Annotated in this window: 15 protein-coding genes; 11 read left to right on the top strand and 4 right to left on the bottom strand. The window is 49.7% G+C overall.

Annotated elements, in window-relative coordinates; all coding sequences use genetic code 11:
- Positions 1 to 139 precede the first annotated feature (139 nt).
- The 4 genes from F0L74_RS20790 to F0L74_RS20775 all read left to right on the top strand — a co-directional run bounded on the left by F0L74_RS20790 (position 140) and on the right by F0L74_RS20775 (position 4833).
- Positions 140 to 1069, top strand: coding sequence for a phosphoribosylaminoimidazolesuccinocarboxamide synthase (locus F0L74_RS20790; protein ID WP_149839839.1), 930 nt, complete (start codon positions 140 to 142; stop codon positions 1067 to 1069).
- A gap of 248 nt (positions 1070 to 1317) precedes the next feature.
- Entirely contained in the window at positions 1318 to 3114 is a 1797-nt protein-coding gene (locus tag F0L74_RS20785; RefSeq protein ID WP_149839838.1) for an ABC transporter ATP-binding protein, read from the top strand.
- 166 nt (positions 3115 to 3280) lie between these two features.
- Entirely contained in the window at positions 3281 to 3727 is a 447-nt protein-coding gene (locus tag F0L74_RS20780; RefSeq protein WP_149839837.1) for a DUF3276 family protein, read from the top strand.
- A gap of 644 nt (positions 3728 to 4371) precedes the next feature.
- A complete protein-coding gene (locus F0L74_RS20775; protein ID WP_149839836.1) occupies positions 4372 to 4833 on the top strand; it encodes a hypothetical protein in 462 nt (153 codons plus the stop codon).
- A gap of 587 nt (positions 4834 to 5420) precedes the next feature.
- On the opposite strand, the gene pgi is transcribed toward F0L74_RS20775, so the two are convergent.
- Positions 5421 to 7073 (bottom strand): glucose-6-phosphate isomerase, encoded by a 1653-nt coding sequence (gene pgi / locus F0L74_RS20770; RefSeq protein WP_149839835.1) that lies wholly within the window; start codon positions 7071 to 7073, stop codon positions 5421 to 5423.
- 117 nt (positions 7074 to 7190) lie between these two features.
- Complete coding sequence (locus tag F0L74_RS20765) at positions 7191 to 7997, bottom strand: TspO-related membrane protein (RefSeq protein ID WP_149839834.1); 807 nt, start codon at positions 7995 to 7997, stop codon at positions 7191 to 7193.
- Between the two features lie 146 nt (positions 7998 to 8143).
- On the opposite strand from F0L74_RS20765, the gene prfB reads away from it, so the two are divergent.
- A protein-coding gene (prfB, locus tag F0L74_RS20760) for a peptide chain release factor 2 (protein WP_149839833.1) occupies positions 8144 to 9236 on the top strand; the annotation gives its coding sequence in 2 pieces (ribosomal slippage) (positions 8144 to 8203 and positions 8205 to 9236; 1092 coding nt in all).
- Positions 9237 to 9445: 209 nt separating this feature from the next.
- On the top strand, positions 9446 to 11086 hold the full coding sequence (pruA, locus tag F0L74_RS20755; RefSeq protein ID WP_149839832.1) for an L-glutamate gamma-semialdehyde dehydrogenase: 1641 nt from the start codon (positions 9446 to 9448) through the stop codon (positions 11084 to 11086).
- On the opposite strand, the gene F0L74_RS20750 is transcribed toward pruA, so the two are convergent.
- A complete protein-coding gene (locus F0L74_RS20750) occupies positions 11028 to 11939 on the bottom strand; it encodes a phosphatase PAP2 family protein (RefSeq protein WP_246197778.1) in 912 nt (303 codons plus the stop codon). The two genes, pruA and F0L74_RS20750, sit on opposite strands and share 59 nt — an antisense overlap.
- Positions 11940 to 12157: 218 nt before the next feature.
- Here F0L74_RS20750 and F0L74_RS20745 point away from each other — a divergent pair, with 218 nt between their 5' ends.
- Complete coding sequence (locus F0L74_RS20745) at positions 12158 to 12850, top strand: SIR2 family NAD-dependent protein deacylase (protein WP_149839831.1); 693 nt, start codon at positions 12158 to 12160, stop codon at positions 12848 to 12850.
- An 89-nt stretch (positions 12851 to 12939) separates the two neighbouring features.
- Here F0L74_RS20745 and F0L74_RS20740 read toward each other — a convergent pair whose 3' ends face one another.
- Entirely contained in the window at positions 12940 to 14265 is a 1326-nt protein-coding gene (locus F0L74_RS20740; RefSeq protein ID WP_149839830.1) for a saccharopine dehydrogenase C-terminal domain-containing protein, read from the bottom strand.
- Between the two features lie 549 nt (positions 14266 to 14814).
- Between F0L74_RS20740 and gyrA the strand changes: the two genes are divergently transcribed.
- The 4 genes from gyrA to F0L74_RS20720 all read left to right on the top strand — a co-directional run bounded on the left by gyrA (position 14815) and on the right by F0L74_RS20720 (position 20391).
- Positions 14815 to 17442 (top strand): DNA gyrase subunit A, encoded by a 2628-nt coding sequence (gene gyrA, locus F0L74_RS20735; protein ID WP_246197777.1) that lies wholly within the window; start codon positions 14815 to 14817, stop codon positions 17440 to 17442.
- A gap of 47 nt (positions 17443 to 17489) precedes the next feature.
- Positions 17490 to 18740 (top strand): tetratricopeptide repeat protein, encoded by a 1251-nt coding sequence (locus F0L74_RS20730; protein WP_149839829.1) that lies wholly within the window; start codon positions 17490 to 17492, stop codon positions 18738 to 18740.
- Positions 18741 to 18840: 100 nt separating this feature from the next.
- Positions 18841 to 19407: an RNA polymerase sigma-70 factor gene (locus F0L74_RS20725; RefSeq protein WP_149839828.1), complete on the top strand. Its 567-nt coding sequence runs from the start codon at positions 18841 to 18843 to the stop codon at positions 19405 to 19407.
- A 9-nt stretch (positions 19408 to 19416) separates the two neighbouring features.
- Positions 19417 to 20391 carry a FecR family protein gene (locus tag F0L74_RS20720; protein ID WP_149839827.1) on the top strand — a complete coding sequence of 325 codons (975 nt, stop codon included), beginning with the start codon at positions 19417 to 19419 and terminating at the stop codon, positions 20389 to 20391.
- Positions 20392 to 20394: the final 3 nt, after the last annotated feature.

Genomic DNA, 20394 nt, shown 5'->3' with positions numbered 1-20394 from the left:
TTAATACGTAATTTTTTTATCCACCACGTGGAAAAAGTGGGCGGGTTTCCGTGTTTATTTAGCTGCGTACAGTATTTTTGCCCATCTTTTGAAGGTTCTAAGTGGTTCATTTTAAGTTAATTTATAATTTTTCTTACTGATGCTTACGTCTGATTTCAAATTTCCGGGGCAGTCTGCCTTCTACAAAGGAAAGGTTCGCGATGTGTATACCATTGATAATAAGCTGATGGTGATGCTGGTAAGCGACCGTATCTCTGCATTTGATGTGGTGCTGCCCAAACCTATCCCGTACAAGGGCCAGGTGCTTAACCAGGTAGCCGCCATTATGCTGGAGGCCACCAAAGATATCGTGCCCAACTGGGTAAAGTCTGTACCCCTGCCCAATGTTACCATTGGCCTGAAGTGCGAGACCTTCCCTGTGGAAATGGTAGTACGCGGTAACCTGACCGGCCATGCATGGCGGACCTATAAAAGCGGCAAACGCGAGCTTTGCGGCGTAACCATGCCGGAAGGCATGAAGGAGAACGATTTCTTCCCGTCTCCCATTATTACGCCTACCACCAAAGCCCACGAAGGCCACGATGAGGACATTAGCCGCGAGGAGATCATTGCCCAGGGCCTGGTAAGCGAAGCGGACTACGCCCAGCTGGAAAAATATACCCTCGCCCTGTTTGAGCGTGGTAAGGAACTGGCCGCCAAACGCGGACTGATCCTGGTAGATACAAAATACGAATTCGGCAAGATCGGAGACACCATTTATGTGATTGACGAAGTACATACCCCGGATTCTTCCCGTTTCTTCTATGCAGAAGGTTACGAAGAGAACCAGAAAGCCGGTAAACAGCAACGCCAGCTGAGCAAGGAGTTCGTACGTGAATGGCTGATGGAGAATGGTTTCCAGGGTAAAGACGGTCAGCAGGTACCGGAAATGACAGCAGAATTCGTGAAAAGCGTAAGCGATCGCTATATTGAGCTGTTCGAAAACATTACCGGCCAAAAATTCGTTAAGCAGGACGTTCAACCTGCCGAGATCGAAGCCAAAATAGTGGAAACGCTGAAATCTTTATAATTTAGCTGTTGGCTTTTAGCTGTTAGCGGTTAGCGGGGAATGACCATATTAATATATGTGGTCCACATAACCGGCTGGTTGCTAATGGCTGAAATGCCAACAGTACTTTTTTTAGCTGCTAGCTTCGTAGCTATTAGCTGTTAGCCAGGAATGACCATGCAGGTATGTTAGACCCGCCTTGTTTCATAAATAGCTGATCACTAACTGCTACGAGCTAAATGCTAAAAGCTAACCGCTAATCACTATCAATGAGACACCTCGCCGCGCTTAATATATACTTTGTCAGATACAAATGGTTGTTCATACTGGGATTGCTGTTCACCTCCATCTCTATTGTATTCAGCGTGTTCCAACCAGTAATGGTACGCCAGATCTTTGATCTCCTGGCGCAGAACCTGGACAGCTACCGCATGATCAGCGACACCGGTATCAAAGGCGCGTTCCGTTCTGATTTTACCCGCATCCTGGCCTTTTATGGCGTGACCATCCTCCTGTCTGCGCTGCTCAGCGGCTTTTTTATGTTCCTCCAGCGGCAAACCCTCATCGTGATGAGCCGCCACATTGAATATGACCTCAAGAACGATATTTACCAGCATTACCAGGTGCTGGACCTTAACTTCTTTAAGATGCACCGTACCGGCGACCTGATGAGCCGGATTACGGAAGATGTATCACGGGTGCGTATGTACGTTGGCCCCGCCATTATGTATGCCGCCCGTACCATTATAATGATGGTGATGATCGTATCCCTGATGGTGAAGGTAAACCTGACCCTTACCTTATATACATTATCACCCTTACCCCTGCTGGCCCTGACCATTTATTATGTGAACCGGATCATTCACCGCAAAAGCGAGCGCATCCAGGCCCAGCTGTCTAACCTTACCTCCATTGCGCAGGAAAGTTATTCCGGGATCCGGGTGATCAAATCTTATGTACAGGAAACGGCCAGCGCCCGGCATTTTGAACAGGCCAGCGAAGAGTATAAAAAAAGCTCCGTGAGCCTGGCCAAAACAGACGCCCTGTACCAGCCGGCCATGTCGCTGATGATAGGCCTGAGCGTGATACTCACCATATTTATAGGCGGTATCCAGGTGATCCAGGGCAATATTACCGTGGGTAACCTGGCGGAGTTCGTGATCTATGTGAACATGCTTATTTTCCCGTTCTTTTCCATAGGATGGGTAGCTTCCATGATCCAGCGCGCCGCCGCCTCTCAGCAACGCCTCAACGAATTCCTGCAGGTGGAGCCCAATATTAAGAACAGCCCCGACGCACAATCCGTTGCCCTGCAAGGCAGTATCCGGTTTGAGCATGTATCTTTTACCTATCCGCATACCGGTATACAGGCCATCAAGGATTTTGACCTGCATATCCAGCGCGGCCAGAAAGTAGCCGTGATAGGCCGTACCGGCTCCGGCAAATCCACCCTGGCCCAGTTACTGTTACGGATGTACGATCCGCAGCAGGGCCGCGTACTCCTGGATGGCCACGATATCCGCGGCCTCCGGCTGGATAGCCTGCGCAGCCAGATCAGCTATGTACCGCAGGATGTGTTCCTCTTCTCTGATAATATTACCAATAATATCCGCTTTGGCATGCCCACCGCCGGCGTGGAAGCTGTAAAGCAGGCCGCCCGCCAGGCCTCTGTAGAAAAAGACATCCTGAACTTTAAGGAAGGTTTTGATACGATGATAGGAGAGCGGGGCGTTACCCTGAGCGGCGGCCAGAAACAGCGGATCTCCATCGCGCGCGCCCTGATCATGGATCCCAACATCCTGGTGTTCGACGATTGCCTCTCCGCCGTGGACGCCCGTACGGAAAAAGAGATCATTGGTAACCTGTACGCCTACCTGAAGGATAAGACCGCTATTATTATTACGCACCGCATCTTTGCCCTGTTCGAATTTGATAAGATCATAGTGCTGGATGACGGTAAGATCGTAGAAACGGGTACGCATGAAGAATTAATGTCATCAAATGGCTACTATGCGGAGCTGTATGCGCGCCAGCAATCGGGCGAGGAAGAATCTGTAACTGAATAAAAATCATTTTTTTATACATACCCTGAGCCCGCTATCAGGAGGAGTTTATCCACAGTAATCAAAATCAGTTAAAATTATTTTGATATTTGTAAAACAATAGTATATTTGTTGCTTATTGAATATTGATAAATTGGATTGATTCGTTAACAACTTAAATCTATCAACTGTGGCGTACGAAAACAACAATCAACAGGAAAGAAACAACGACAGCATCTTTTCTAAGCGATTGAAAGCGGGTAAAAGAAGGACTTACTTCTTTGATGTAAAGACCACTCGGGGAAACGACTACTTTCTGACAATCACAGAGAGCAAAAAACGTTTCAATGACAACGGGTACGACAGGCATAAGGTATTCCTGTACAAGGAGGACTTTAACAAGTTCCTGAATGCATTAACCGAAACCATCAACTACGTAAAAACCGAGTTGATGCCCGATTTCGACTTTGATGCTTACAACCACGATTATGTGAGAGAAGACGGAGAGGACGATGGTGAAGTAGTAGACACTGCTGCTACTGTAGCCGTTGAAAGCGCTCCCGTAGTAGAAGCTGTAGTAGCCGCGCCCGCAGCTGCAGCCGCTGCTTCCCACACAGATGATGTAGACAAATGGTAAGATTTTACGCTTATTCAAGAATATGACCTCCGGATTTTTCCGGAGGTTTTTTTTTGTGCAGTAGGCAGCGGAGGTTCGTTTATGAGGCTTGGTGTAATGCGTTGTGCTTGTCTGTTATGAATAGTTGCATGTTCTACAGTGGTTGGGTGGTTTGCTGGGGAGGTTCGATGTATTCTGTATGCAGATTGGGTTGGTGCATGTTCTTCAGTGGTTGCGTGGTTTACTGGGGAGGTTTGATGTATTCTGTATGCAGATTGGGTTGGTGCATGTTCTTCAGTGGTCGCGTGGTTTACTGGGGAGGTTCGATATATTCTGTGTCCAGATTGGGGCGGTTGGGAGTTGCACGTTCTTCAGTACTCGCCTGCGCCGGGCAGGTTCAAAAACGGCCTGCGCCTGCCGCGGGGAGTTCGTTTGGCAAATAGGCTGCAAAAACCCGCGCCAGCCAAGGGCCGTTTTGAATCCTGCCCGGCTCTTAAGGCGATCGACTGCTGATAATAAGGTGTTCCAATTGGGTAATTGGGGTATTTATTGGGCCGCCTGCGCTGGTAGGGGCTTAAAAATGTCCAAAATACTAATATCTTATAAGGGGCATTTATCATCAGCCTGGATGTTCACTAAAGTATACGTGAACTTTATACATATTGATGGATGACGTTAATAATCCATACACATATGTTGGTCTGAACAATCATTACTATCTGAAAGGGCTGCATATTTTAGGTGTTCTCAATGGTTCCAATACTCCCAATATTCTCAATACTCCTAATGTTCTCAATGTTGCTAATGTTCCTAATGTCCCTAATGTTCCTAATGTTTTCAATGTTCTCGTTCCCATTAATATGCATCGGGCTATATATCGTATGATGCCCCAAGGATCTACCAAACTTTATACCACTGTAATGGATAGTACTAATAATCCCCACTACAATTATACCGGCCAGAACCACCGGGACCCCGAGCGGCCTATCGCATTTTTTAGGGCTCCCATATCTCCTTACGGCATATTAGCATTGCCAGGCAGGATTCAAAACGGCCCTTGGCTGGCGCGGGTTCCTGCGGCCTACTTGCCAAACGAACTCCCCGCGGCAGGCGCAGGCCGTTTTTGAACCTGCCAGGCGCGGGATAGATGAGGAACCCTCTCGCCATAAAGCCCATTGCACCTGCCAAACCCAGGATAAATAAGAAACCATCAGCCATAAAGCCCATTGCACCTGCTAAACCCAGAACAAATAAGGAACCCTCTCGTCATAAAGCCCATTGCACCTGCTAAACCCAGGACAAATAAGAAAACCATCAGCCATAAAGCCAATGCACCCGCCAAACCCAAGACAAATAAGAAACCATCAGCCATAAAGCCCATTGCACCTGCCAAACCCAGGACAAATAAGAAAACCATCAGCCATAAAGCCCATTGCACCTGCTAAACCCAGAACAAATAAGAAAACCATCAGCCATAAAGCCCAATGCACCTGCCAACCCCAGGACAAATAAGAAACCATCAGCCATAAAGCCAATTGTACCGACCAAACCGAAGACAAATAAGAAAACCATCAGCTATTTAAATCCGCCGGCTATAGAATAGATTTCGAATCAATCAAACAAAACACGCAGCTATAATATCAGACCTCCACCAAAACAAGAACGCCCATGGCCATACCATGAGCGTTCTTAATTTATAAACAACAACTAAAACTTACTTTTTCATCGCCTTCCACGCGTTGATCAGCCCATTAGTGCTGGCATCGTGGGCGGTTACTTTGGCATCGCTCTGCAGCTCAGGCAGGATCTTGTTGGCCAGCTGTTTACCCAGTTCTACCCCCCATTGATCAAAGGTATAGATGTTCCAGATAACGCCTTGAATAAAGATCTTGTGCTCATACAGCGCAATCAGGGAGCCTAAGGAACGCGGTGTGATCTCTTTTACCAGGAAAGAGTTGGAAGGACGGTTGCCGGTAAATACTTTATACGGCAACAGCTTTTCCAGCGCCTCGCCGCTCATGCCGGATTTCTCCAGCTCAGCGCGTACTTCTTCCGGTGTTTTGCCATTCATGAGCGCCTCCGTTTGTGCGAAGAAGTTAGAGAGCAGTTTTACATGATGATCGCCAATAGGGTTGTGGCTGATTGCCGGCGCTATAAAGTCGCAGGGGATCAGTTTAGTGCCCTGGTGGATCAGCTGGTAAAAGGCGTGCTGGCCGTTGGTGCCGGGCTCGCCCCATACTACGGGGCCGGTCTGGTAAGGAACGGCGGCGCCGTTACGGTCTACGTATTTACCGTTGCTCTCCATATTCCCTTGCTGGAAATAGGCGGCAAAGCGGTGCATGTATTGGTCGTAAGGTAAGATCGCTTCGGTGTCTGCGTCAAAGAAGTTGCCGTACCAGAGGCCTACCAGGGCCATGATCACGGGAATGTTCTTTTCGAACGGCGTTTGGGTGAAGTGCTGGTCTACTGCATGCGCGCCATCGAGGAGGGCCTTGAAGTTATCAAAACCGACAGTGAGGGCAATGCTCAGGCCAATAGCGGACCACAGGGAATAGCGGCCGCCAACCCAATCCCAGAATTCAAACATGTTCTCCGGGTTGATGCCAAATGCTTTTACGGCTTTCTCGTTGGTGGAGAGGGCGGCAAAATGGAGGGCGATATGTGCTTCATCCTTAGCGGAGTCCATGAACCATTGACGGGCGGTCATGGCGTTGGTCATGGTTTCCTGGGTGGTGAAGGTCTTGGAGGCTACGAGGAAAAGGGTTTCCTCCGGCGTTACTTTCTTCAGCGTTTCGGCAATATGGGTGCCGTCTACGTTGGAAACAAAATAAGGCTGCATGCCTTTTATCCAGTAGGGGCGCAGGGCTTCTGTCACCATTACCGGGCCCAGGTCAGAGCCGCCTATGCCGATGTTGACAATATAACGTATGGGCTTGCCCGTATAACCACGAAGCGCGCCGGAGTGGATCTGCGAACAGTAGTGTTCCATCTTCTGCAGCACTTTGTTCACGTCCTGCATTACGTCCTGTCCGTCCAGCATTACCGGGGTGTTGGAAGTGTTGCGCAGGGCGGTGTGCAGCACCGCGCGGTTTTCGGTGGCGTTGATCTTCTCTGCGCTAAACATGGCTTTGATGGCCGCTTCTGCCTGGCTTTCGCGGGCCAGTTCCAGCAGGAGGGCACGGGTCTCTTCCGTGATCAGGTTCTTCGAAAAATCGAACAGTATCTCTTCAAAGCGCAGGGAGAACTTTTCAAACCGTTGCGCATCTTCTGCAAAAAGGTTGCGCATGTGCACCTGCTTCATCTTTGCTGCGTGCTGTTGCAGCTGTTGCCAGGCCTTGGTAGTGGTAGGATTCACCGATGGGAACATAGTTAAGTGGATTTATACTGACCAAAATTAACTGTTAGAACGCAGATTTGCCAGTTAGTTTTGCGTTAAGCGATAAACTGGTACATAAATCCGTAAAATGGGATAGCTTTTAGCCAGCTAGCTGGCGCTTCGCTGCTGGTACCATTTCCACAGGATGGTAATAGCGATCATGGCAATGGCGATAAAGCAGGCATGTACTACAGCGGGGGCGGTGACCTGGTCCGGGTGGCGGCGCTGCATGATCACGCCCCAGAGCGCCCATATATGAACCATCCCAAAGATGATATTATTATGCTGCAGGATCATGTATACGCACAGGCCTGCGCTGATGCTGATCATGAGCACCGTCCAGGTGACCATGGAAATACCCTGGCCCTGCCAGCCCCAGTATACCATCAGGGCGGTGAGGTTAGCCAGGGCGGCAAAGCTTACCCAGCCCAGGTAGAGGCTAAAGGGATAATGCAGCAGGTATTTTTCCCGGTTGGAGAAGGCCTGATGGCCAATGGAAAAGTTATGATGGATAGCGATGAGCGAGGTAAGGAGCAGTAACATCAGCAGAAAGGAGACCTGCAGTATTTCATAATGCCAGGCAAACAGCCAGGAGGCATTGGCCAGGCAGCTGATCAACCACCAGTGTTTCATCTGATGTATAAAATGTGACAGCTCCTGTGGATGATCTCCCCAGAAAGCGAGCCATAACTGATAAATGGTAAAAGCCAGCAGGGCAAGATATATGATACCCCATATACCGAATGTAGCCGGTATGGGAATGAGCAGATGTGTGTATTTATCTGATACTTCGCCGGTATGTTGTCCATTGATGGGAAGCTGTACTGCCAGTATATTCACAGCTATCACCAGTATAAACCCAATGACGTGAAAAACAGACTGATTCTTATACCGCAGGGTCTCATCGGCTGCCATAGCAATAGTTAGGTTTTCTACATTCGAAGGAAAAGCGTAAAAAGAAATATACAAATATTATGCTAAACAATATGTTAATATACTAATCTAAGGGATATATACAATGTCTGGCACATTCACACATTTTCATTACATTTGCGGCCACTATGACAGCAGAGCAACTTAAAGCTATGAGGGACCGTCTCCACGTCCTGGGAGGTTTTCTTTAACGTCCCGGACCGCATAGCTAAAATCGAAAATGACAAACAGCTTACCCTTGCCCCCGGCTTCTGGGACGACAACGCCCGGGCAACATCCATCCTGAAAGAGATCAAGGTCAATAAATTCTGGGTAGACCTCCATGAGCAGGTGCAAACCTCCATCGAGGACAGCAGTGTATTGAATGATTTCCAGAAGGAAGGGGAAGCTACAGAAGAAGAAGTACAGGAAGCTTACCAGAAAGCGCTGAGCGCCCTGGATGAGCTGGAATTTAAGTCCACCCTGAATCAGCCGGAAGATGAAATGCCGGGTGTATTGACGATCAACTCTGGCGCCGGTGGTACCGAAAGCCAGGATTGGGCGGAAATGCTCCTGCGTATGTACCGCATGTACGGTGAGAAACAGGGCTGGAAAGTATCGGAAATTGATGTACAGTACGGCGATGGCGCCGGCATCAAATCCGCTACGCTTGAATTCGACGGCGATTTTGCCTACGGTTTGCTGAAAGCAGAAAGCGGCGTGCACCGCCTGGTGCGCATCTCGCCTTTTGACGCCAACGCCCGCAGGCATACCTCCTTTGCATCTGTTTTCGTATATCCGCTGGTGGATGATACGATAGAGATAGCCGTAAACCCTGCCGACCTGGAATGGGAATTCTACCGTTCCGGTGGTAAAGGCGGACAGAACGTAAACAAGGTGGAAACCGCCGTGCGTTTAAAGCACATTCCTTCCGGTATCATCATCGAATGTCAGCAGGCCCGTACACAGGGTGAGAACCGCGAAAAAGCCCTCACCATGTTAAAGTCCCGCTTATATGAAGAGGAGATCCGCAAGCGCGAAGAGCTGAAGAACGCCGCCAACGCGAACAAACGTAAGATCGAATGGGGCTCGCAGATCCGTTCCTACGTGTTCCACCCGTATAAGATGATCAAGGATCACCGTACGGATTTTGAAGTGGGCAACGTACAACCCGTTATGGACGGGGAACTGGGCGGCTTTATAAAGGCTTACCTGATGAACGCGAAGGAAGAAGAAAAGTAATTAATGTGCTGATGTGTTGATGTGCTGATATGCTAATGAATGGAAGCGATTCCAGTATCAGCGTATGAGCGCATTACGCATTGGCATATTGCCATAGTAAATTTTCATAGTAATTATACCATAATAGTATACGATAGTAGTATACAATAGTAGTATACCAGCAGATAGCAGATTACAACAGAATCATAAACCAATAAATCTTATTGAGGATGCATAACGCTTATTTTCAATTTGCAGCGCCCCAGAATGAACCCGTATACAGCTACGCGCCAGGATCGCCCGAGAGGGTTGCATTGAAAAAACAACTCGCCGCATTTAAAGCCGCGCCGGTTGATCTTCCTATGTATATAAACGGCCAGGAGGTACGCACCGGTAAAACGGTGGAGATCCATCCGCCGCATGAAATAAAACACAAGCTGGGCCAGTTCCATATGGGCGACGCCAGCCATGTAAAAACCGCGGTAGACGCTGCGCTGGCTGCCCGCGCACAATGGGCGGCCACCCCCTGGGAACAGCGGGCCGCTATCTTCCTGCGCGCCGCTGAGCTCATCGCCACCAAGTACCGCTACCATATGAATGCGGCCACTATGCTGGGCCAGAGCAAGAACGCCTACCAGGCGGAGATTGACAGCGCCTGTGAGCTGATCGATTTCCTGCGCTTTAACGTGCATTACCTGACCGAGATCTATAAACAGCAGCCAGCCAGCCCACAGGGGATCCATAACAGAACGGAATACCGTCCACTGGAAGGGTTCCTGCTGGCCGTTACGCCGTTCAACTTTACCGCTATTGGCGGTAACCTGCCTACTGCGCCAGCCATGTGTGGTAACGTAGTGGTATGGAAACCTGCGGAAACGGCGGTATTTGCTGCGGCTATGTTCATGCAGATCCTGATCGAGGCGGGCCTGCCTGCCGGTGTGATCAACCTGGTGTATGCGGACGGTCCCACGCTGGGCGATATCTGCTTTAATCACCGGGATTTTGCGGGTCTGCATTTTACCGGCTCTACCGGCGTATTCCAGCAGATGTGGAAGATCATCGGCGGCAATATCAATAAATACCGGGCATACCCCCGTATTGTAGGTGAAACCGGCGGTAAGGACTTTGTAATGGTACACGCATCTGCCCAGGTAGACGTGGTAGCTACGGCACTGGCCCGCGGCGCGTTTGAATACCAGGGACAGAAATGTTCCGCTGCTTCCCGCGCGTACCTGCCGTCTAATATCGCAGACGCCGTGCTGAATAAGCTGAAGGAAATGCTGGGCACCATGAAAATGGGCACGGTAGAAGACTTTGGTAATTTCATCAACGCGGTGATCAGCGAGCGTTCTTTTGATAAGATCGCTGCCTATATAGATAATGCGAAGAAGGATCCGAAGGCGAAGATCTTTGCCGGCGGCGGTTACAGCAAAACGGATGGTTATTTCGTGGAGCCTACGGTGATCGTTACTACGGATCCCCTGTACACCACCATGTGCGAGGAGATCTTTGGCCCCGTGCTGACCATCTACGTATACGAAGCTGACCAGTTTGAAGCTACGCTGGACATTGTAGACAAGACCTCTGACTATGCGCTGACCGGTTCCATTATTTCGCAGGACCGTTACGCCATAGACCTGGCTACTAAAAAGCTGGAGAACAGTGCGGGTAACTTCTATATCAACGACAAGCCTACCGGCGCAGTGGTGGGGCAGCAGCCTTTTGGCGGCGCGCGGGCATCCGGCACCAACGATAAAGCCGGCTCCGCGCTGAATATGTACCGCTGGTTAAGCGCCCGTACCGTGAAGGAAACTATGGTACCGCCAACTGATTATAAGTACCCTTTTTTGAGCGCTGACGCTGGTGCTTAAAAACGGTCTTTGTAACAAAATAGCCTAAGGACGCGCCTATCCATACGTCGCTGCTCCAGTGACGGTTGTGGTATAGGCGCGATACCCCTGTTAACCCCGCTACGCTATAAGCTACCCAAGGTACCCAGGGATGGTCTTCCCCATATATTTCTGACAAGGCGGTGGCCACGGTGGTCACCGTAAGCATATGCCCGGAAGGGAAGGAGGTATGCTGTTTATCATTGGAAAAAGGCGCCTGAAAATTAAAGGGATTATCTCCAAAGGAAGGCCGTTGCCGCCGTATAACTATCTTGGTAAAGGTGTACAGCGCTGTAGAGATGAGCAGTGATTTGGCCGTCATCAGCGAGGCATGTTCCAGCTGCCGTTGTTTGCTTACCACCCCGGCCAGGTACATGCCCACGATCAGGTAAGGAGAATAGGCATTGCCAAATGGCTCTATCTGGTGCGCTACCTGGTCCTGCAGATTGGTATGGTTACGCGCAAAAAGCTGTTTGATCTCATAGTCGCCGGCCATCAGCACACCGGCGGTACCTACTACCACGCCAAAACGGGTGAAGTCGGTTGGCCCCCAGTGGAAGGGGCGGCTGGCGGTATAGGCCAGGTCTTCTACGATGCTTCTGAGATAGGTACCGTTGATGCGGTACCGTATGGTGCTGTCATTTTTGCCAGTAATGGTTTTGCCGGTGGTAAAACTGGTATCGCGCGGGACGGGTACAGTATCGTGTGCGTAGCCCGCTGTGCGGGTATTGGATGGCAGCGTGGTATCGCCTGCAGCCGGCATGGTATCGCGTATAAGCCCGGAAGCGCCCCTGCTGGCGCTGTCTGTCTGGGCAAAGGCCTGGCCTGTTATCAAAATAAAAATAGAACAGTAAAAGAAATATCGGTAAGTACGCAATTTGCTATGTTAATTTTGTGCAAATATAATGTTAAGTCCGTATGTTGGATAATAACACGCTATACATATCGTATTACAGGATATAGCGTTATATTGCTTAAACAGCAGGATGCCAACACAGCAGCATAGCCGTGACCGATGACAGATTCATTCATTAAAATTTAATTGTTAAAACCGTGAAACCTCGTTTAGTAGTGCTTTCCGGCGCTGGGATCAGCGCGGAGAGCGGGATCAAGACCTTCAGGGACACCAATGGCCTGTGGGAAGAGTATGATATTTATGAAGTAGCCTCCCCCCAGGGCTGGCAGAAGAACCCCGGCCTGGTGCTGGATTTTTATAACCTGCGCCGTAAGGATGTGCTGCAGGCGCAGCCCAATGCCGCCCATACGGGTCTGGCAAAGCTGCAGGAGTTGTTTGATGTGCGGATCATTACGCAGAATATAGACGATCTCCATGAGCGCGGCGGCTCTAACCATGTGCTGCACCTGCATGGCGAGATCTTTAAGATGCGCAGCGTGCTGGACGAAAACCGTATTTATCCCATTACGGAAGATATCCGGCTGGGTGATCTGGCTGCTGATGGCGGCCAGCTGCGTCCGCATATCGTTTGGTTTGGCGAGGCGGTGCCCATGATCGAAGTAGCATTGGAAGAAGTGCTGCAGGCGGATGTGTTTGTGGTAGTAGGTACTTCGCTGAATGTATACCCCGCTGCTGGTCTGTTGAACTATGTGCCGGAGGATGTGCCTAAGTTCGTGATCGATAAAAGCATACCGGAAGTAGGAGGGATACCCAACCTGCATATTATAGAAAAGCCCGCCACCACCGGCGTTGCAGAGCTGATGGAAAAGCTGCTGGCCTTTAGCCGTTAATCATCATTGACCAAATAAAGAAGCCCCCCGGTTGTACGGGGGGCTTTACTATCACTCAGAAGAGTTCATCATAGGAATCAAATATTTTGCTATTCAAAACTCTCCTCAAAACGGATGTCGAATTCTTCCAGTTCTTTTAGTACGGGATTGTATACTTCGGGCATGGTAGGAATCTGCAGGCCGGTTAACGATACTTTTTCCTGCAGTACCAGCTTGGCCATAATGCCCAGCGGTAAACCTACTGTTTTTGCCATGGCGGTGCGGAGATTATCTTCGCCCTGTACGATCATGTAGCTGTGCATGCGGGTTGCCATATTACGCCTTTCAAACTCTATCTCGTGCATCATCACGATCATATCCTTATCATTAGGCTGCATGCTCAGGCGCGTTTCCATGATATGCTGCAGGATGGCCGCATTGGTTTGCTCCCCCAAATTTATCACTTCTCCATTTAATAATCCAAGGTATTTCAGCTGGCGGATAATTTTTGATTTGCTGCTCACGCCCAGGTGCAGGGCAATGTTCTCCTCGTTGCTGAGCTGTTTATCCAGTTTTACATGCTGGCTGGCCCATTTAAAATACGTGAGGTTATCCGTCTGGATCTTGCGGCTGTCGTCTGTAAGCCCCAGGCGGATAATGGCGCTCCAGCCCTCGCAGAAGTCCGGGTAGCGCAGGGTAGCCCGCATAAAGGTGGGAATGTTCTCCAGGTTATAGGACGACATATACGCCAGCGAGTCCCGGTTGGGATAATAGGCCAGTTTGCCCAGGCCGGGGATCATAATGGTCTTGGACTGGTCAAACAGCTGCTCGTGGCTCAGCTCCTTTACCTTGCCCTTATCTTTGAAAGTGGCGCCCGCCTGGCCGGCCAGCACGATGTTACGCGCGTTCCAGGAGATCTTGTATTGCCAGGGATTGTCGTTGCTTTCCGGGGAGATGAGGCCGCCGCAGTAAGAGCGGAAGGAATAGATCAGGCCTCCTTTTTTCTCGATGGAGTGGATCACTTTCATGGCGGACATATGATCTATGCCCGGGTCCAGGCCCATTTCATACATGAACAGCAGGCCGGCTTTCTGGATATCCTTCTGCAGCTTGCGCACATCCGGATCGATATAGGAGGCGGTAAGCAGGTGTTTATTGAACTGCAGGCAGTCGCGCGCTACCAGTATATGCAGCGCAGGCGGTAACAGGGATATCACCAGGTCCGTTTCCGCGATGAGCGGTTGCCGGGCTGCCTGGTCCTTTACGTCAATAGCAATAGGGGTAACATAGTAGGATTTACCGGTTTTCGCCTTTATCAACATTAAGTCATGGTCCACCACCGTCACATGCCATTTCTGCCTGGGCGCATTCGCCAGCAGATAATCGATCAGGCAGGTGGCCGATTTACCGGCGCCAAACAACAGGATGTTTCTCATAGTCCTTCTTTAAACATTAAAACATGGTTACTGGATCAGGGGAAATAACAGCAGTGATCTTACATATGTTCGGAATTTCCGTGAAATCCGATTTCAATCATCCCCAATTTATTTTTGCCGATTTCCTTTATTCTTTGATTTTCATGGTGTTAGGAACAAATAGTTTGCCAATTATTTGTTTTATTCTATATTGAAATAGTCACATATATAATTAGCTTAATGGTTGACTGTCAGGCAAAAATAACAGAATTACCCGATAGTGAGCATCAAATGAAGATGCTAAAAACAGAAAAATGCCGGGTTCGCTGAAGGCCGTCAAAAACGGGCTTTCTGACAATACCTTATTTATTCACATTCATTCCCCCAAACGGCAAAATACTGCCTGAAAAAGCCTATATTTGCTCCTCTTACAATTGAACAGAAAAAACTGTAAACCAATAATTAACGATGTACGGTTTACGATTTTAGATTTCAATGTAAACCCGGCCTGCAACAACACCATTGCAAGGGGCATTTCTAAGATCGTACATCTAAAATCAAAACTCATCTATGGCAGACATTACGGAAAATCAGCAGGACGGTCAACAGGACTCCAGGATTATCCAGATCAATATTGAGGAACAGATGAAAACGGCGTACATAGACTATTCCATGTCTGTGATCGTAGGCCGTGCCTTGCCCGATGTAAGGGATGGTATGAAGCCTGTACACCGCCGCGTGTTATTTGGGATGAACGAGCTGGGTAACAACAGCAATAAGCCCTACAAGAAATCTGCCCGTGTGGTGGGCGAGGTAATGGGTAAGTTCCACCCGCACGGCGATAAGGCCATCTATGACACCATCGCCCGCCTGGTACAGACCTGGACCATGCGCTACCCGCTGGTAGACGGCCAGGGTAACTTTGGCTCCGTGGACGGTGACGATCCGGCGGCCATGCGTTATACGGAGGTGCGTATGCAGAAGATCGCTGAGGCCATGCTGGAGGATATCGAAAAGGAAACGGTTGATTTCACCCTGAACTTTGACGATACCCTGGAAGAGCCTACCGTACTGCCCACCCGCATTCCTAACCTGCTGGTGAACGGCGCCTCCGGTATTGCCGTAGGTATGGCCACCAACATCATGCCTCACAACCTGAGCGAAGTGGTGGATGGCCTGATCGCCTATATCGACAACCGTGACATCACCGTAGAAGACCTCATCAAACATGTAAAAGCCCCGGACTTTCCTACGGGCGGTATCATATATGGCTATGAAGGCGTAAAACAAGGGTTTGAAACAGGCCGCGGCAGGGTAGTGGTACGTGGTAAGATCAATGTGGAAACCACCAAGGCCGGCCGTGAAAGGCTGGTGATCTATGAGCTGCCGTACCAGATCAATAAAGCCGTATTACACCAGAAGATAGCCCAGCTGGCAGACGATAAGATCATTGAAGGCATTTCCGAAGTGCGTGATGAAAGCGACCGCGAAGGCATGCGCCTGGTAATTGACCTCAAACGCGAGGCGATCGCCAACGTAGTGGTGAACCAGCTGTATAAATACTCCGAACTGCAGACCTCTTACGGTATCAATAACGTGGCCCTGGTGAAAGGCCGTCCGCGGATCCTGAACCTGAAAGAGCTGCTGGTAGAGTTTGTAGAGTTCCGTCATGAAGTGGTGCTGCGCCGTACCCGGTACGACCTGCGCAAGGCGGAAGAAAAGGCCCATATCCTGCAGGGCTATCTCATTGCCCTGGATCACCTGGACGAAGTGATCGCCCTGATCCGCGCTTCCCGTACGCCGGATGAAGCCAAGGAAGGATTGATGAGCAATTTCGGCCTGTCCGAGCTGCAATCCAAAGCCATCCTGGAATTGCGCCTGCAACGCCTTACCGGCATGGAGCGCGATAAGATCAAGGAAGAATACGACGAAGTAATGAAACTGATCTCCCACCTGAAGGACATACTGGCCGACGAAGGCCTGCGTTTCCAGATCATCAAGGACGAGCTGGCGGAAGTGAAGAAGAAATTTGGCGACGATCGCCGTACCGAGATCCAGTACCTGGCCAGCGAAATGCGTATAGAAGATATCATCGCGGAAGAAGACGTGGTGATCACCATTTCCCACCTGGGTTATATCAAACGCACCTCTGCCTACGATTACCGCCAGCAGAAACGCGGCGGCCGTGGCGCCATAGGCGGCAAAACCCGTGAGGAGGACTATATAGAGCACCTGTTCGTAGCTTCTACCCACCATACCATGCTGTTCTTTACAGAAAAGGGCCGCTGTTTCTGGTTAAAAGTGTACGAGATACCCGAGGGCGAAAAACAAAGCAAGGGCCGCGCTATCCAGAACCTTATCACCCTGCCTACAGATGATAAGATCCGCGCGATCATAGATATTAAAGACCTGGGGGATAAAGATTTTATCAATAACCACTATATTGTACTCTGTACCAAGAACGGGATCATCAAGAAAACCCTGCTCGAAGAGTTCTCCCGCCCGCGTCAGAATGGAGTGAACGCCATCACGATCAATGAAGGCGACCAGTTGCTGGAGGCAAAGCTCACCAACGGCAACAGCGAAATGATGATGGCCATCCAGAGCGGCAGGGCCATCCGCTTCCCCGAGAATACCGTGCGTGACACCGGCCGCGGCGCCATTGGCGTAAGGGGCATAGAGGTGGATAACGAGAAAGATGAGGTGGTTGGTATGATTTGTGTTAATAAAGAGGATGAGTCCCGTACCATACTCGTTGTTTCAGAGAAAGGTTTTGGTAAAAGGACCAGCATAGAGGAGTACCGTATCACCAACCGCGGGGGCAAAGGCGTTAAGACCATTAACATCACGGAAAAGACTGGTAATCTGATCGCAGTACTGGATGTAACGGAAAAAGATGACCTGATGATCACCTGTAAATCCGGTATCACCATCCGTATGGCGGTAGCGGATATCCGCGAAGCCGGCAGGGCCACCCAGGGGGTACGCCTGATCCGCCTGGATGATAGCGATGAAATAGCCGCTGTAGCAAGGCTGGATGAGCAGGAGGAGCTCCCCAACGGAGAAGCTGAAATAGTGGAGGGTACGGAAGGTACTGCAGCTACCGAAGGCGCAGCCAACACCGCAGGCGCTGAAGGTACGGAAGACGCTGCAGGTGCTGAAGGTACAGACGACGCACCGGAACAGGTTACGGAGTAAACTTGAACCATACTTATATTGTTATCAGCAACTAAAAAATTGAGCTCATGAAAAAACTATTGGTATCTTTTCTTTTTTGCAGCGTAGGATTTGCTGCCGTGGCGCAAAGAGGTAAGGTGAACAGTGCTGAGGAAGCACTGAAGAGCCAGGATCTGGCCAAAGCCAAGGCAGACATTGACGAAGCACTGCAGAACGAGAAAACAAAGGATGATGCCAAAACTTGGTACGTAAAGGGCAAGGTGATGGAAGCCATGGCTACCAAGGACAAAAGCGTAGCAGAAGCTTCCGAAGCTTTTGAAGCCTACAAAACAGCGCTTGACAAAAACGCCAAACTGCCGGAAGCATTGCTTGAAATGCAGAACCGCATGTTTAACCTGTATGCTACCGTAGGTAACGCCGGTTATGGCAACCTGAATGACCAGAAATGGGATTCTGCCTACACCAACTTTAAAAAGGCATTCGACATTGCAGAGTATTACAATGGTAAGGGCCTCACCGGTTCTATCCCCACGGATACTTCTATGACCTTCTACATTGGCTACGCCGCACAACAGGCCGGTCAGAAAGAAGACGCGCTGAAATACCTGCAGAAAGCCGCTGACCTGCAATTCAAGGGCGAACCTGCCCTGTATGTACTGCTGGCACAGGCTTATGAAGAAAAAGGCGACCAGGCTAACTGGCTTAAAACCATCGAAGACGGCAAAAAGGCATTTCCTAAAGACAAGCGCTTTAATGATATGGAGATGATCTATTATTCCAAAACAGGTAAAACTGCGGAATTAATCTCCATGTTGGAAAAGAAAGTGCAGGAAAATCCTAACGATTTCCAGACCCAGCTTGATTATGCGATACGTGTGGACAATATGGCCAATCCCCGCGATGAAAAAGGGGAAGATCAGCCTAAACCCGCTAACTATGATGAGCTGATGAATAAAGCCGAAGCTGCCTACAAAAAGGCGCTGGAGCTGAATGCAGCTGATCCTACCGCTAACTTCCAGTTAGGCGCGCTGTTCTTTAACCGCGCTGTAGGTTTCAACAAGGAACTGAACGGTTTAAGCAGCAAGGAGCAAAGCTCTCCCAAAGCAAAGGAACTGCAGGCCAAAGTAGAAGAGCTGATGAACACAGCACTGCCTTATTTTGAGAAAGCAGACGCCAGCTTTACCGCTAAAGGCAACCTGGACCAGGGCGACAAGCAGACCTACGAAAGCTGCCTGTATGCACTGCAGAAGATCTACGCGATCAAAAACCAGACTGCTAAAGTGGAAGAAGTGAAGAAGAAATTGGATGGCCTGAAATAAGGCGCAGATAAGCTATAAAAAAAGTCCCCCGGTACGCGCCGGGGGACTTTTTTATTTCTGTCCGTAGGGGGATCTTTACACCCGGTTGTCAATATACCAAATGGAGAAGGATACAGGCAGCGCGGAATGGCTGCATTCAGATGGGACCATTATGCTGGAAAAGGCTTTTAAAACCTATTTTAAGGCCCTGCATGCCTATGCCTGCACCATCGTAAAAGATGATGCCCTGGCGGAAGACATCGTACAGCAGATGTTCTTTAAGCTATGGGAAAAAAAGGAACGGATCACCGTAAACCAATCGCTGGCAGCCTATCTGTACCGCGCGGTGTACCACGATAGCCTTAACCACCTGAAACATGCCAAGGTAAAACAGGCCTACCAGCAACATGCGGTGTACCATCAGAGCGGGCATACCAGCAAAACGGCGGATAAGCTGCTGCTGGGGGAGCTGGAGCAGCAATTGTACCTGGCCATGAATGAGCTGCCGGAGCAGTGCCGTACCATTTTCCAGATGAGCCGTTTTGAAATGCTGAAGTACCAGGAGATCGCAGACCGTTTGGGCATTGCCGTTAAAACAGTGGAGAACCAGGTAGGTAAGGCGTTGCGGATCCTGCGCGGCAGGCTGGTGGATTTTTTGCCGCTGTTAATATTATTGTTCAACCGTTAACTGAAAGCCATGAAAGAAGCAACTAACAATGTTACTGATGAACTGCTGGCAAAATACCTGCTGGAAGAGGCGACCATGGCTGAAGTGGAACAAGTACGCGTTTGGCTGTCCGGGCCTGCAGAGAACCAGCGTTATTTTAATCATTTTACGCTTATATGGGAGCAAAGCAGGGAGCTGGCGGCGCATAGCACCGTAGATGAGGCGCAAGCCTGGCTGCGTTTGCAGGATAGGATTTTTGCGGCTACGGAGGCAAGGGTGATCCGGATGCGGCAGCGCAGGCGTATTGTGTATGCGGCGGCGGCCGTGTTGCTGGCTGCTGTGGCAGGCGGCTGGTGGTTAACCCGGGATAGCAGCCAGGCTACAAAGCAGCTGGCCCTGCGGGCGGATGACAGTGTAGTTAAAGACACTTTACCGGACGGTTCCCGTGTGACACTCAATAAACATACTACCCTTGAATACAAGGGGCGTAAAGTACGGCTGGATGGTGAAGCCTTTTTTGAGATAGCGCCGGATGAACGGCATCCGTTTGAGGTGATTGCCAACGGGGATACTGTTCAGGTATTGGGCACCTCTTTTAATGTATGTACAGTTAAATGGAGTACCGGGAGTGATGGGATGGTAGTGATCGTTGAAACAGGATCTGTGCGCGTACGCTCTGGCAGCAAGATTGAGGAGGTACAACCGGGAGAAGTTGTCTCATCAGATGGCAAAGGATATCTGCAAAAAGGCCCCAACCCGGATCAATTGTACGCGTATTACCGTACCCACCAGTTTATATGCAATAATACGCCACTGGGTATGCTTGTCCGGAAATTGAAAGCGGTCTATGGCATAAAGATCATAGTCGAGAATAGGGAACTGGAACATCTTAAGATCAATGCTACCTTTGAGGACGATTCACTGGATCAGATATTATCTGTGATCGAAAAAACATTTCCTCAAATACATATAGAACGGCATGGTCAGCAGATCTATATAAAATAAAAA

Origin of the sequence: Chitinophaga agrisoli (assembly GCF_008386695.1) — a bacterium.
GTDB classification, from domain to species: Bacteria; Bacteroidota; Bacteroidia; order Chitinophagales; family Chitinophagaceae; genus Chitinophaga; species Chitinophaga agrisoli.
This window is presented reverse-complemented; position numbering and strand designations above follow the sequence as displayed.

Excerpts from the sequence above, each read along its gene's own strand:
- F0L74_RS20790 (WP_149839839.1), top strand. The coding sequence starts at position 140 with ATGCTTACGTCTGATTTCAAATTTCCGGGGCAGTCTGCCTTCTACAAA.
- F0L74_RS20785 (WP_149839838.1), top strand. The coding sequence starts at position 1,318 with ATGAGACACCTCGCCGCGCTTAATATATACTTTGTCAGATACAAATGG.
- F0L74_RS20775 (WP_149839836.1), top strand. The coding sequence starts at position 4,372 with ATGGATGACGTTAATAATCCATACACATATGTTGGTCTGAACAATCAT.
- pgi (WP_149839835.1), bottom strand. The coding sequence starts at position 7,073 with ATGTTCCCATCGGTGAATCCTACCACTACCAAGGCCTGGCAACAGCTG.
- F0L74_RS20765 (WP_149839834.1), bottom strand. The coding sequence starts at position 7,997 with ATGGCAGCCGATGAGACCCTGCGGTATAAGAATCAGTCTGTTTTTCAC.
- pruA (WP_149839832.1), top strand. The coding sequence starts at position 9,446 with ATGCATAACGCTTATTTTCAATTTGCAGCGCCCCAGAATGAACCCGTA.
- F0L74_RS20740 (WP_149839830.1), bottom strand. The coding sequence starts at position 14,265 with ATGAGAAACATCCTGTTGTTTGGCGCCGGTAAATCGGCCACCTGCCTG.
- gyrA (WP_246197777.1), top strand. The coding sequence starts at position 14,815 with ATGGCAGACATTACGGAAAATCAGCAGGACGGTCAACAGGACTCCAGG.
- F0L74_RS20730 (WP_149839829.1), top strand. The coding sequence starts at position 17,490 with ATGAAAAAACTATTGGTATCTTTTCTTTTTTGCAGCGTAGGATTTGCT.
- F0L74_RS20725 (WP_149839828.1), top strand. The coding sequence starts at position 18,841 with ATGGAGAAGGATACAGGCAGCGCGGAATGGCTGCATTCAGATGGGACC.
- F0L74_RS20720 (WP_149839827.1), top strand. The coding sequence starts at position 19,417 with ATGAAAGAAGCAACTAACAATGTTACTGATGAACTGCTGGCAAAATAC.